Raw genomic sequence first — 13,856 nt, 5'->3', positions numbered from 1 at the left:
ATGCCCGATTCGATGACGACTTCGGTGCACGGGGGCTGCTTGCCGGTGTGGCAGCATGGTTCGAGGGTTACGTAGAGGGTCGCGCCTTCGGGCGAGATGTTTCGAGCTCGGCAGTTGGCAAGAGCGGCGCGCTCCGCATGAAGATCGCCGCAGCGTGCGTGCCAGCCTTCCGCGATAATTTCGCCATCGCGCACGAGCACGGCTCCTACGAGCGGATTGGGATTCGTGAATCCCGTGCCGCGGCGCGCGAGCTCAATAGCTCGGCGCATGTATTCGATATCGGCTTCGCTGTGTGCCATGGTTGCCTCCTGCTTATGCCTCGTATCAGGGCGTTTGCAGAAGGAAGGAGGTTGCGGCTTGCGATTTCCGTCATGCGAGCGCTGATGCGCATGATGTCGAAATCGGTGGCCAATCAACTCGCGTGGGTTTGGAGCGGGTGGGCGATGGACGCCCGGTGTCGCTCGGCTCTCGCGAGTCCAAACTCCCGAAATCCCGCCAATGCAAAAAGCCCTGAAACGCGAACGTTTCAGGGCTTGCAAATGCACTGGTGCGCGGCATGCTGCCGCGTGGTGCAATCTTCTTTCATCCAGACTGTACTGTCGGCTTCGGAGTTTCACCGAATCAACCTTGCGATTCGTGGGCTGTAACCACCGGTGGGGAATTTCACCCCGCCCTGAAGATTGGTATTTCGTTGGCAGGGACTATACCGCTGCGCTTTTTGCGGTGTCAATAAGAAATCTGAAAAAGTTTGCGAGAGGTGTTAAGTGCTCGTAGCGTTTAACAGGTGCAGCATCTGGCGGTGCGTTTTCGGCGAACTTCGGCGCGCCTGCGCCAATGCCGCTACAATGATTTGCGAATGTTGAACAGTTGGTTGCGCGCTTGAAGACGCGCCCTTAGAAGAAGTGGACGCACCCTCGACAAGGAGGTTCGTATGCCCGAACAGAAATGGATGCCAAGCCAGGCGCTTCTCGATACGTTTTGTGAAATCGTTGGTACCGAAAACGTGAGCGTCGGCGAGCCTATGGCCGCGCATGTAACGTTTCGCATTGGCGGCCCTGCGGCGGTTATGGTGTCGCCTCGCTCGCCCGAACAGGTCGCCGAGGTGGTTCGCGCATGCGGTGCTGCCGAAGCCCCGATGCGCGTCATTGGCTTGGGAAGCGATTTGCTTATTGCCGATGGGGGCCTCGCATGTGTCGTAATGCGTTTGGCGGAAAATTTGAATGCGGTTCGCGTTGAAGGCAATCGCGTGATCGCGCAGGCGGGCGCCACTAATTTGTCGGTTGCCGAAGCTGCGTGCGCGGCGGGCCTTGCGGGCTACGAATTCGCCGAGGGCATTCCGGGAACCATTGGCGGTGCCGCTATCATGAACGCGGGCGCCTATGTGGGCGATTTTTCTATGGCGGCTGTGTCTCTAAAATGCGTCTCGCCTGAAGGCGAAATCGTTGAAGTAACGCGTGAACAGGCACAATGGGGCTATCGTCATTCTATGATGGCCGATGCGGGCTATGTGGTGGTTGAAGCCACGCTCGAGCTTTCGTTCGATGCGCAAGCCGAAATTCAGGCGCGCATGGATGATTTCCACGCGCGTCGCGTAGAAAAGCAGCCGCTTGAAATGCCGAGCGCCGGCTCGACCTTCAAGCGCCCCGAGGGCTATTTCGCAGGCAAGCTCATTCAAGATGCCGGCTTGCGTGGCTATAAGGTCGGCGGCGCGCAGGTGTCAGAAAAGCATACAGGGTTTGTGGTTAATGCTGGGGGTGCCACCGCTGCTGACGTGTGCCAGCTCATTGCCGATGTGCAAGCGCGCGTGAAAGAAGAATTCGGGGTTGAACTTGAGCCCGAAGTGAAGATGTGGGGCTTCTAATTCGACTTTTCCAAAAGGGAAGCGGTCAGGTAAGCGAGCCTGGTCGCTTCTGCATATCTAGCTTCCGATCAGGAACTTCAGCACGTCGATTTGCTCGGGCGTTAGGCGCAGTCCGCGCTCTATAAAGCCTTTGAAGCTGCCGTATTGGGTTTCGGCCTCGTCGAAAAACGCCGCCAAATAGCTTGGTCGAGCCTCCAGAAACGACATCAGGATGGCGTGCTCGTCAGGCGTCATGCCTGCGCTGAGGCGTTTTTCCTCTTCAGCGATTTGGCGGGCATTGCTTTTATTCGCATGCAGATAGTCGGCCACGATGAATTCGTTCGAAAATCCCGCAATGCGCAGGAGGGTGGCGCACAGCACGCCCGTGCGGTCTTTGCCGTTCACGCAGTGCACCAATGCGGGCGCGCCTTCGGCCGCCATGGAACGCAGCGCCTTACCGATAAGCGGGTATTCGTGGGCGTAGCGGCGGTAATTCTGCCGCATGCGTTGCTCTGGTTCGCCGTATTTGTCTATAACGCCTGCCACCAGGCGTTTGTTGGCGTCTTTTCGTCGCCTTTCCATATTGGGCACCAGTGCCACGGTTTTCGCTCCCATGAGGAAAGGCTGCGGGTGGGCGGCGGTTTCGAATTCGTTGCGAATGTCATAGATGGTGCGAATGCCCAGGTCGTTCGTTAAGAACGCCGCGTCGGCAGACGTTATGCCGAACAGCTCGCCCGAACGGTACAGTTTGGAGGCGCCCCAGCGTTGCTCGCCAATGGGGCGAAGATTGAAGCCGCCGAAGGGAAGAGGGGCGCCGGCAGCGCGCGTCTTAATCGTGCTGCCGGCGTCGGTTTCTTGCGCGATTTGATTCCCGTTTTGGCATTGTCCTGAATTATTCTCAGGCATTCGGACTGGCTGCTGGGCGCTTCCGTTCGGGTTGTGGTATTGCCCAGTGCATGTTGCTGCGTCGTTTTCGAAGACTCGGAACGCGTATCCCGAAACCAGGGTGCTGGTTTCGCCGGTGCCGCTTACCGCGCGCACGCTCAATAAATAGCGGCCCGCCTTCTGCGGTGTGTACGTGAACCTCCAGCGCACGCCGCGGTCGGCCGAGGTTCCCGGCGTGGCATATTCCGTCCAGTGCACGCCGCCGTCGAGCGAGAATTGTACGGCGGCAATGTTGTGCTCGAAATCGTCCACCCATCCAGAAAAACCAACGGCACGCCCCACGAAATAGGGCGGTTCGACCGATATCTCGAGATTTGGATTGGGCATGCTGTACCTTTGGACGAGGGCTCTTATCGAGTATTGTAACGCTGTGGCAGGATTCCTATCGGGCATTGCGTAGGCGAGCATTGTTGCTAAGGTGCGTTGCGGCCTTTCGGCTGCTGGGCATGCGCGCTTGGGCTACGATTTCGTCGATTATCGGCGCTATTCTTTCTCTATCTCCTTTAAAAGCTCGTCGTGCGAATGAACGTCGAGCTTGGTGTAGATGCCTTGCACGTAGGTGCGTATGGTTGCGACGGACAGCACCAAGTCGTTGCTGATTTCTTTCGGCCGCTTGTTTTGCGCCAGGAGCTCAAGGGTTTGCGCTTCGCGCTCGGTGAGTTGGAACTCTTTGGCAAGTTGCAGGCATCTCTCGTGCAATTTACGGTCGAAGCGGCTCTTCGGATCCTCCTTGGGCAAAATGCCCCACACCGTTTTGGCATATTTTTCGCCGTTCGTGTTAAAAGTGACGAGGAACAGCAGGGTAAACGCGATAATTCCCACGCAGCTGATAAGCTCGTTTGAAAGCGAACAGGTTTCGTGCGCAATGCCGCCTGCGATGTTCCCCGCTAAAAAACCGCTGGAGCGGGCGAAAAATGCGTGTGCGAAAACGCTCGTCGCATCGGCGTGCAGTGTTTTGCATATGACGATGCAACCCAGTGCAATAATCATGTCGAAGTAATACAGCGCGGTTTCGGAGCAGGTGATGGAAAGCAGATACCCTTGCGCCTGTGTAAAAGGGATAAGCAACCCTGCGAGCACTGCCAGTGGGAATACCAGACGGTAGAACCTGTTCCAAATCACGGAAGTGTTGAGTGGGCCAGAGGAAAAAGAAGAGATCAGAAGTGCCGCGGCAAGCCCCGCACCGAGCAAATTCGAGCTTATGCGAATGATGGGCGCCGTCACGCCGAACGACGTAGGCGTGGGCAGCCCAAGAGGGATGACGTGATAGAACCCGAAAACGGCGCCATATGTGAACACAACGATCCAAACAAGAAGCCATGGCTGTATGGGCGAGTGCTGCGAGCTGTTGGAATTCTCGACATCGAGTTGCGCGCTGTAGGCGGCGGATTCCACTTTGAGCGGCGCGTTGGCCGTCTGGCGCCGGAAGAATCGCGAACCACATACCAACCCGACGCAAAGAAGCCCCACGTGGGCTATGACCGCCGCTGCAAGGGGCGCCGTTTCCAGCGCTCCGAACACGCCTTGCACGATGAACGCGGGAATACCGATGCATAGTGGGATGCAGACGAGAACGGCGCCCTTCGGAAGGGGCGCGACATAGTGCGCCACGACTGCGATGAAAAGCACGGAAAGGGCGGCTATGGGGATTTGGAGCGCGACGATGGCGAGCTCGGCGTGGAGTGCAAATGCCGCGTAGAAGATGGCGAATAGGCCGATTTGCGATAGGAAGAACGCGGCCAGCGCGCGCATGCCGCGCAGACGCGATATGTTTGTCTGCCCTAGGAATGCCGCGGCTCCGAAGCCCACGGCAAGGCCGACAGCGTGCGCCGCGCATGAAAACGCCCGGATATTGAAAGCGGTGCCAAACGCGATAGCCACATCAAGGAATCGGCTGGCGTATTCGTGCGCAATGGAGGAAGAGCTGGCGATGCATATGAGCGTCGCCAGCAAAAGCGCCACGTCGGCGCGCGACTCCTTTATTTCAGCAGCATCCATGGCGCCTTCTCCTTCTGAAACCTTCGTTACTCCGCGGCGAGTTCGCCCGCATCAAGCTCTTCCACCGAAGTGTTCGCGCAATCGACCGCAAACAAGCGCGCGGGCGCATTGTCGGGCTTGTTTTGCCCGTTGTCGAACAGCGATGTCAAGTTGTCGCTCTCGTTCAGCGAGAAAAACCATTTCATGGCGTCGTGCGTTGGGTCTTCGTCGCCTTTGACATAGGTCATAAGGAAAATGCGCGCGGTGCATATCTCGCCATTGCCGTCCATCGATTCGACAATCGCATTCCAGGCATCGTTGGCATCGATTGTAATTGCTGACGCATCGGGAATGGCGTCAAAATCCTGGGGCGATATTGACATGGGGCCGCTGTCCGCCGCAGTGGCTTGCCCATCGGAGACGAACACCGTGTAGGCGTAGGCTCTATCTAAAGAGTAGAACAAATACATCCACTGCGACGGCGCGTCTTCGGAAGAATACGACGAGCTGCGAATGGCGAGCAATTTCGCATCGGCAGCCTTGTCGTGTGCGGCTTCCAATGCCGCTTGGTAGGTTTCGCCCATTGCTTTGCTTACGGAAATTTTCGACGCACTGCTTTTCGCCGCCGAGCCGGCGCAAGCGCACAAAGCCGTCGCGAGACACAATGCCGCGATCGTCGCGACGATGCGCTCAAGGGCAATGCGGGGCCTTATGGATTCGATCTTAAAGTGCTTCATAGTTCCCCTTTCTCATTTCAACAATGCAAAAGCGATGGTAATGAAGCCTCTGACGAGGCACTTCATCAAAAGTTGATGAAGTCTCATCAATGTGCCGAAAAATATTGGGCAAGAGTTGCCGATGCGCCAAAACCGGCCGAACCATACGATTTCCAACGTACGTGGCGTCGCGCAAGGCGGCCGCGCGTGCGAAGGAAATCGCTGGGTTGCGCTTCCAGCGATAGGCGACTTAAGGAAGGAGAAAGGGATGAAAGTCGAAGAATCGAAAGCAAAGAAGCGCTTCGTGGCGTGCGCGGTAATGTTGGCCGCAGTCGCAATGGTGGGCGCGGTGTGCTGGGGGTGTTCGCCGAAGGCGACGAGCGACGCTTCGCCTTCGGGACAGCAAAGCGCTTCCGAAGAGAAACAGGCGAGCGCAGATGCCTCGGCGTATCCGAATTTCACGGATAACGATTCGGGTATGTTCCCCGATAATTACACCAATACCGACATGCTGAATGCTGGCAATCGCGGATGCAACTCGTGCCACAGCGATTTATTCGACGTGATGCAACTTAAGGGCGGCAATAACCACATTCTGGTTAAGACTGGCTATGACAAGAATTTAACATACAAAGATTGCGAGCCATGCCATCGTGGGCATACGACGCTTACGGGCCCGTATCTGGGCGATTTGATTCATGCGAGCCACTACAGCAATGACACCTTCGTGAATGCTAACGGCAACTGCTGGAGCTGCCATGCGGTTAATTCCGATGGCGGCCAGGGCGATTACCAATTTATGCTCTGGGACGATTTCTATGAGAGCGGAGCCGTGGGCGGCTACGTGTGGGCTGATTCCGATGTGACCGTGCGCGATTGGACCGCATCGCGTGGTGCGCAGGGCGGCTACCTTACCGAGGTTTCGCTGGATTCCGCCCCGACGGTTGACGTTTCGTTCGATCAGAAGGCGACCGACCACGACGACGTGTTCGTCGTGAACAACTGGGGCCGCGAGATTACCGAAAAGAACGGCGAAACTTTCGACTTCGATGGGGTGTGCAACGAGAACAACGCGGTAAGCATCACCGGCGTGAACAATCCGAAGTCGTTCACGAAAGCTGAGCTCCAGGCCATGCCTCAAACTGAGTTCACCATGCATCTGGCATGCGCGACCAATGGCCAGGGTGGCTCGCTGGTATCGAATATCCCCATGACGGGCGTTTCCATGGAATACATCATCGACCAGTGCGGCGGTTTGGTTGATGGGAACAATGCGGTGAATGCCACGGCGTATGACGGCTGGTCGGCGTTCGTGATGCCGCTTGTTTCGAGCATTTATACCAAGGATGCCTATTTGGTTACCAAGTACTACGGCGAAGATCTGACCCAAGACGACGGCGCCCCCATTGCGCTGGTCGCGAAAGGCGAGCCTGGCGCACGTCAGGTGAAGCATGTGAAGTCGATCGATTTCTGCCAGTCTGATGCGCCGTTCAACGACACCGCCATGGCCATGTCCGATGAGCCTTCGCCGAGCTACGCCATCAATGGCATGTGGTTCCAGAATAACGGCGGCACGTACAAGGTTGGCGAAAAGGTCGACCTGTCGGGCGCAGTGTACAGCTGGAACAGGGTGCAGGGCAACTTGGCCAGCGTGAAGTTCAGCTTCGATATGGGGCAGAACTGGGCCGAATATCAGGTGTCCGACGTGTTGTCCGGTTTCGATCCGACCCAGTGGATTTCTTACGACGTTAGCTGGACGCCCAAGAAGGCCGGAACGTACGAAATCAAGATGAGCGCGACCGACGACCAAGGCAACGAGATGAAAGAACCGGTAACGCTGTTTGTGAAGGTTGAAGAGTAGGAGGCATGGCAATGGAAACCAAGAAAACTGCGGTTGTGCTCGCGACTGTAGCCACCATGGCGGTGGCGCCGGGCGCGGCGTTTGCGGCGGGTGCTCAGGCCGATGGCTCCACTGCAACGAACGGTGCTGCGAACGACGTCGCGCTTACGCAAACCGTTGGCGTGAATTGGGCGACGCCGATTGTTCAGGAGCAAACGGTCGAGGGCACGTTTTTGTTCAGCCAGGCGACGGTGACCCCTATCGAGAAGATCCGCGCGGTATTCCAGAAGGCTGCCGCGGCGCTGTGCGGCGCCGATGACGAGCTCACGGTTGCCAATGCGGCCGACTGGAGCATTACGGTGGGCGGCGACGTGCAGGCAGGCTATTCGGCAACGCTTGGCGAACTTGCCCAAGACGACGAGAACACCACCATTATGGGGTGTGCATGTGTGTCGAATGGCGCGGGCGGGCCTGCGGCCATCAATGCCCAGGTTACGGGAATCCCGCTTGCGGGCATTATCCAGGCCGCGCAGCCCAATGCCGACGCCAACACCGTGACGTTCGTTTCGGAGGATGGCTATAACGTGTCGCTTCCGCTGGATTACGTGCTGGCGCGTCATTCGGTGATCAGCTACGAAATAAATGGCGAAACCCTGTCGTCTTCAGTGGGCGGCACGAACCAACTGTGGATCGATTCTGCTGCCGCGAAATATTTCACGCGTAACATCGTGGAGATTCGCGTGACGCATGAAGACGTGGTTCCGGCTGCTCCCGGCAGCGAACAGGCGGTTGATGGTGAATACGTGAACAGGCCGAATGTCGGTATTGCTGACGTTCGATAGGTAGCGTCATTCAGGGAGGATTGCAATGTTGAAAACACAAAAGGGAAGCGTCGGCGCACCAATGACGTTTTCCGGATACGCCCACGATTACGACAAGGCGATTGTCGCAGTGCAGTTCTCCCTTGACGGCGGAGCCCATTGGACCGAGCACGCAACGTCCGGTGCGACAAGTGATAGGCTCGTGCAATGGGAATTTGAATTCATTCCGAAGCGCTCGGGGGAGTACCGCTTGCTTGTTCGCAGCGTGAACGAGCAAGGACAGGCGAGTCCCACGCCAGACGGAGTTTCGTTCGTCGTAGAAGAATAGGTCCCTCCCACGAAGGGCTGCCGTCGATTCATTTCGGCGGCAGCCCTTTTTATGCTCGGTATTTTGTGTTTAAGGCTGTTGGAGGCGTGGCTTACGCCTGCGCTTTCCCATTATGCAGAGCTTCCGCAATCTTGCGCACGATAGCGACTGCCGCCACGCCGCAAACGGTGCCCACCACGGCGCCGAACAGCACGTCGGTTGGGTTGTGTACGCACAGATACAGGCGCGAGAACCCGATGATGCCCGCCGTGCCCACGGCAACGGGCTTCAGCCAGCGGTGCACAAGTGGCGTCAGGCACAGCACGGTGGCTGCGGCGAACGATGAGGCCGTGTGTCCTGAAGGGCACGAATAGCTGTCGGGCAGCGTAACCAGCGTGGTGGCAAGCGAGGGGTCTAGCAAAAACGGACGCGGACGTGCAATCAAATGCTTCAAACCAATTTCGCCGAACAGCACCACCAGTGCGATGGCGGTCAAAATGGCGAACCCGTAGGTGCGGTGTTTGCCCGCGGCAATCATCGCCACAGCAAGCAGGACCCATACGGCTCCGTATTCGCCGAGCGTGGTAAAGCCGACCATGAATGTGTCCAAGGCGGGGCTTGCTGCCCCTTGAATGGCGTGCAGAATGGACAAATCTGCGTTCTGTATCATTTCAATCATCATGCCTCCAAGCATACGCGAGATGCTTGGAGGAAACTTTGCGACGATTTGACAAACAGGCAACGCCTGCAACGAAAACGCGAGGTTATCACAGGTGAGGCAGGCGAGCAGGAGAGCCAGCGGGCAGTGAGATAGGTGGATGCATGGAGCGCAACGAGCCTGCCCCATGCATCAATGAAGGCCTACAAGTCCAGCGTTTCGATGACTTCTTTCATCGTTTTCGCCGATTCATGCAGCTGGGCGAGCTCTTGCGCGTTGAACGGTGCGGGCACTTTGTACTCGACGCCGCCGCGGCCCACGATGGCGGGCATGGAAAGCACCACGTCGTCCAGCCCATATTCGCCATTCTGGTAATTCGATACGGGAATGATGGTCTTCTCATCGCGCGCAATGGCTTCGCAAATACGCTTCACCGTCATCGCGATGCCGTAATACGTCGCATGCTTTTTCTCGATGATTTCGTATGCGGAGTTCTTCACATCTTCTGCGATGCGTTTCATGGCCGCTTCATGGTCGTAATGGCCGCGAAGCTCGCAGAAATCGTGGATCGGAATGCCCGAGATGTTCGCGGTCGACCATACGGCGACCTCGGAATCGCCGTGCTCGCCCACGATGCGCGCATGCACGTTGCGCGGGTCGACGCTCAGGTGCTCGCCGAGGATGTATTTGAAGCGCGCCGAGTCGAGCACGGTGCCGCTGCCGAGAACGCGGGTCGCTGGCATGCCTGAAAGCTTCAGCGTGACGTACGTCAGAATATCGACCGGGTTGCTGACCACCAAAATGATGCCCTGGTAATTGCGTTTGCTGATTTGGGGAATGATCGTTTTGAAAATGGCGACGTTCTTTTGGACCAGGTCGAGACGCGTTTCGCCGGGCTTCTGATTCGCGCCGGCGGTAATCACGATAATCGCGGCGTCGTCGATGTCGTTGTAATCGCCCGCGTAGATTTTGCAGGGGTGGGCGAACGGCATGCCGTGGCTAATGTCGAGCGCCTCGCCTTCGGCGCGGTTTCGATCGACATCGACGAGCACGATTTCGCTGAACAGGCCGCTCTGCATGAGCGCGAATGCGCTTGACGATCCTACGAACCCGCATCCGATAATGGCAACTTTGCGATCATTGATTGGCTTGGACATGCGCGACCCTTTCTGTCCTGTGTGGTGCGAAGCGTTTCGGGCAATTATATGCGTGTGCGGTCGCTTATCGCTGGCGAGCGGCGCAAATATGGAGACGCCGTGGTGTAGGTCTTATCTCATTCTGAAATCATGCGGGATAGGGGATTCGCGTGATTGAGGGAAGAGCTCGTTCCGGGCGCAGCTCAAATTGGAATCGTTTTTTCTTTCGCAAAATCATCGGATTCAATTCCATTATTTGGGGATTTTCCGACCCTCTTCATAAACCGCAAGTCACCCTTGCGTTACTCGATTGTCGTGCGTGAAGATACCCTACGTTAACGAAAAGCAGGAGATGTTGAACGTGGGCGAAAACGGCAAGGCGAGCATGACGCTCGATGCGCTCGAGGTGGGCGCGTGCGCGATAATCGATGGGGTCAATGGGTCGGGCGAGCTGCGGCGCCATTTGCTCGATATGGGGCTAACGCCTGGTGTCGGCGTGCGGTTGCGCAAAGTGGCGCCCATGGGCGACCCGTTGCAAGTTGAGCTGCGCGGCTACGAGCTTACTCTGCGCGTTTCCGATGCCCAACAGGTGGCGATAGCGCCCGTCGACGAGCTCCCCGCGCCTTCGTATGGTGCCGTGTCCATTGCGCCGGTGGTTGCCGCCGGGCATCCGGGCATTGGCGAGGCGGGCGCTGCGGGCGACGAAGGCGTTCGCAATGTGGGTGAGCCCATCGCGAAGGGACAACCTATAACGTTCGCCTTGGCGGGCAACCAGAACTGCGGCAAAACTACGCTCTTCAACCAGCTCACGGGCGCGAACCAGCATGTGGGCAATTTCCCGGGTGTGACGGTCGACAAAAAGGAAGGCCAGCTGCGGCGCCATCCCGAGGCGACCGTGGTCGACCTTCCGGGCGTCTACTCGCTGTCGCCGTATTCGAATGAGGAAGTCGTTACGCGCGATTTTCTTATCGACGATGCGCCCACAGCCATTATCAACATCGTTGACGCGACCAATATCGAGCGAAACCTCTATCTTACGCTGCAGCTCATGGAGCTCAATATTCCCATGGTGCTTGCGCTGAACATGATGGACGAGCTTCGCGCCAATGGCGGCTCGGTGCGCATCAATGAGCTCGAGGCCGCGCTCGGCATTCCCGTGGTGCCCATTTCCGCGGTAAAGAATGAAGGCATCGACGAGCTCGTCGATCATGCGATGCATGTCGCGCTGAATCGAGAGGTGCCCAAACGCGTCGATTTCTGCCCGGCCGACACGGCTGAGGGTGATCCGCTTGGCGAGGTGCACCGTTGCATTCACGCGCTCATGCACGTGCTTGAGCCGGCGGCGCGCAAGGCGGGGCTGCCGCTTCGATTCGCCGCGACGAAAATGGTCGAGGGCGACTCGCTTATCGAGCGTTCGCTTGCGCTGCCTGCTGCGGAAAATGCCGCGTTGAATCAGCTCGTAGACGCGCTCGAACGTGAAGGCGGACTCGATCGCGAGGCCGCGATGGCCAATATGCGGTTCTCGTTCATCGAGCGCCTGTGCACCACTACAGTAGTGCGCCCGCATGAAAGCCGCGAACATAAGCGCTCGGTTGCCGCGGACCGCATTCTTACGGGGCGATTCACGGCCATTCCGTGCTTCATTTTGATTATGGCATTCGTGTTCCTTATGACATTCAGCTGGCTTGGAGCATTTTTGTCCGATTGGCTCCAGCAGGGCATCGACGTGGTGATTGCCGCGATTGGCGACGCACTTGCGGCGGCCGAGGTGGCGCCCATGTTGTGCTCACTCGTGACCGATGGTGTGTGCGGTGGCGTGGGCGCTGTTATCGGCTTTCTGCCGACGATTGTCACGCTGTTTTTCTTCCTGTCGATTTTGGAAGACTCGGGCTACATGGCCCGCGTGGCGTTCGTGATGGACAAGCCGCTGCGCCGCCTGGGCCTTTCGGGACGCAGCTTCGTGCCGATGCTCATGGGCTTTGGCTGCTCGGTTCCGGCCATTATGTCGGCGCGCACCCTCTCGAGCGAGCGCGACCGCAAAATGACGATTTTGCTCGTGCCGTTCATGAGCTGCTCGGCAAAGCTGCCGATTTACGGCTTCATCGCGGCCGCGCTGTTCGAGCCCGCCGCGCGCGGGTGGGTAGTGCTGTCGTTGTATCTGCTTGGCATGGTGGTGGGCGTGCTGTATGCGCTCGCGTTGAAGCGGTTGAAATTCCACGGCGAGCCCGTGCCGTTCGTGATGGAGCTGCCGAATTATCGCCTTCCGAGCGCGAAGAGCGTGGCGCGCCTTGTGTGGGATAAGGCGAAGGGATTCATTCAGAAGGCGTTCACGGTCGTGTTCATCGCGACGCTCGTCGTGTGGTTCCTGCAAACGTTCGACGCAAGCCTATCTGTGGCGGAATCTCCCGATTCCAGCTTGCTTGCGGCCATCGGCGGCGTGCTTGCGCCTCTGTTCGCGCCGTTGGGCTTTGGCGATTGGCGCGCATCGACGGCTTTGCTCACGGGCTTTATGGCGAAAGAGAGCGTCGTGTCCACGCTCACGGTGCTGCTTGGTGGCGATGTGAGCTTGCTGCCCACGATTTTCACGCCTGCGACGGCATATGCGTTCCTCGTGTTCACGCTGCTGTACACGCCGTGCGTTGCGGCTATCGCCACGGTGAAAAAGGAGACGAATGGTCGCACGGCGGCGAAGCTCGTTGTCGCGCAATGCGCCGTCGCGTGGGTGGTTGCGTTCTGCATCCATGCTGGGTGCTTGGCGTTCGGAATTGTGTAGTAGGGAATCGTTGGCGGTCGCCTTCCGGCCGAGGCGGGCGCGCCTGGGGCCACTGTCGGCTACCGTTCGCTTCGCTCACTATGCGCCGCCCTGGCTGCGTTTTATTTTGAAATAAAGAGCAGAAATGAACGCAGACGGCCCCGATTGCGCCCGCCTCGGCCGGAAGACGATCGACGCTGAAAGAGGTGGCCGCTCCCGATGCCGCAGCCCGCTACAGACCGTCCGAATTCAAACTTGCTCTTAATTCTAAAGTTGAATGAGGCCAGGTGAGCGCATAGCGAGCGAATGCGAGCGGTAGCGAACCGTGGTCTGTTGCGGGCTGCGGCATCGGGAGCGGCCACGCGGCGGGACGCGAAAAGCAAAAGCGCCGTCGGATAATGAACTGCGCTCCAAATCTTGGACGCATTAATTAAAACTCGCGGCTATGCCGCCATCAAGGACTGATTCCGGAACTCCTCCGGGGTCAGTCCTTTCAGTCTCTTCTGCCTGCGGCGCGTGTTCCAATGGACGATGTAGGCCTCCAAATCCGCCTTGAACGACTCGAAGTCGTCCCAGTCGCGGCCCCGGAAGAATTCATCCTTCATGTGTCCGAACAGCCCCTCGGTGCAGGCGTTGTCCAGGCAGTTTCCCTTGCGCGACATGCTCTGCACGAAGCCCGCGCCGCGCAGCCTCTCGACGTACCCGGCGCTCTGGTATTGCCAGCCCATGTCGGACTGCATCACCGGATGCGCGCCGGCGGGCACCAGTGGGACGAGCATGTCGAGCATCTCGTCCTGCTGCGCCATGTTCGGCGACTCGGATATCGACCAGGCGGCGATCTCGCCGCTGCCGAAGTCGTAGGCC

The 13,856-nt window shown here is 58.2% G+C and carries 12 protein-coding genes and 1 riboswitch; of the genes, 5 read left to right on the top strand and 7 right to left on the bottom strand.

The features are described 5' to 3' along the window. A partial coding sequence (locus tag ACWI8T_RS04975; RefSeq protein ID WP_449138164.1) for a bifunctional diaminohydroxyphosphoribosylaminopyrimidine deaminase/5-amino-6-(5-phosphoribosylamino)uracil reductase RibD occupies positions 1–299 on the bottom strand: 299 nt, incomplete at its 3' end. Positions 300–570: 271 nt separating this feature from the next. Next, positions 571–685, bottom strand: a riboswitch (FMN riboswitch). 246 nt (positions 686–931) lie between these two features. On the opposite strand from ACWI8T_RS04975, the gene murB reads away from it, so the two are divergent. Next, positions 932–1,861, top strand: a complete 930-nt coding sequence (murB, locus tag ACWI8T_RS04970) for a UDP-N-acetylmuramate dehydrogenase (RefSeq protein WP_449138163.1) — start codon at positions 932–934, stop codon at positions 1,859–1,861. A gap of 57 nt (positions 1,862–1,918) precedes the next feature. On the opposite strand, the gene ACWI8T_RS04965 is transcribed toward murB, so the two are convergent. The 3 genes from ACWI8T_RS04965 to ACWI8T_RS04955 form a co-directional block, all read right to left on the bottom strand. Then, positions 1,919–3,112: a tyrosine-protein phosphatase gene (locus ACWI8T_RS04965; protein ID WP_449138162.1), complete on the bottom strand. Its 1,194-nt coding sequence runs from the start codon at positions 3,110–3,112 to the stop codon at positions 1,919–1,921. A 156-nt stretch (positions 3,113–3,268) separates the two neighbouring features. After that, positions 3,269–4,783, bottom strand: a complete 1,515-nt coding sequence (locus ACWI8T_RS04960; protein ID WP_449138161.1) for a response regulator transcription factor — start codon at positions 4,781–4,783, stop codon at positions 3,269–3,271. A gap of 26 nt (positions 4,784–4,809) precedes the next feature. Then, on the bottom strand, positions 4,810–5,499 hold the full coding sequence (locus ACWI8T_RS04955) for a hypothetical protein (protein WP_329936366.1): 690 nt from the start codon (positions 5,497–5,499) through the stop codon (positions 4,810–4,812). A gap of 247 nt (positions 5,500–5,746) precedes the next feature. On the opposite strand from ACWI8T_RS04955, the gene ACWI8T_RS04950 reads away from it, so the two are divergent. The 3 genes from ACWI8T_RS04950 to ACWI8T_RS04940 are packed head-to-tail and all read left to right on the top strand — an operon-like array spanning position 5,747 to position 8,467. Beyond that, entirely contained in the window at positions 5,747–7,339 is a 1,593-nt protein-coding gene (locus ACWI8T_RS04950) for a molybdopterin-dependent oxidoreductase (protein WP_449138160.1), read from the top strand. Between the two features lie 11 nt (positions 7,340–7,350). Further along, positions 7,351–8,160 carry a molybdopterin-dependent oxidoreductase gene (locus ACWI8T_RS04945; protein WP_449138159.1) on the top strand — a complete coding sequence of 270 codons (810 nt, stop codon included), beginning with the start codon at positions 7,351–7,353 and terminating at the stop codon, positions 8,158–8,160. Between the two features lie 25 nt (positions 8,161–8,185). After that, positions 8,186–8,467: a molybdopterin-binding protein gene (locus tag ACWI8T_RS04940; protein ID WP_329936370.1), complete on the top strand. Its 282-nt coding sequence runs from the start codon at positions 8,186–8,188 to the stop codon at positions 8,465–8,467. Between the two features lie 91 nt (positions 8,468–8,558). Here the strand turns inward: ACWI8T_RS04940 and ACWI8T_RS04935 are convergent, their stop codons facing one another. After that, positions 8,559–9,116, bottom strand: a complete 558-nt coding sequence (locus tag ACWI8T_RS04935) for a phosphatase PAP2 family protein (RefSeq protein WP_449138158.1) — start codon at positions 9,114–9,116, stop codon at positions 8,559–8,561. A gap of 191 nt (positions 9,117–9,307) precedes the next feature. Then, positions 9,308–10,261, bottom strand: a complete 954-nt coding sequence (locus ACWI8T_RS04930) for an L-lactate dehydrogenase (protein WP_288482742.1) — start codon at positions 10,259–10,261, stop codon at positions 9,308–9,310. A gap of 331 nt (positions 10,262–10,592) precedes the next feature. On the opposite strand from ACWI8T_RS04930, the gene feoB reads away from it, so the two are divergent. Beyond that, positions 10,593–13,013, top strand: coding sequence for a ferrous iron transport protein B (gene feoB, locus ACWI8T_RS04925; protein WP_449138157.1), 2,421 nt, complete (start codon positions 10,593–10,595; stop codon positions 13,011–13,013). A gap of 422 nt (positions 13,014–13,435) precedes the next feature. Here feoB and ACWI8T_RS04920 read toward each other — a convergent pair. After that, the coding region (locus tag ACWI8T_RS04920) for a transposase (protein WP_449138156.1) at positions 13,436–13,856 on the bottom strand (421 nt) is incomplete at its 5' end.

Source organism: Slackia sp., from assembly GCF_977041755.1.
The sequence above is the reverse complement of the archived record's forward strand: the minus strand, read 5'-3'. Positions and strand labels throughout refer to the sequence as shown.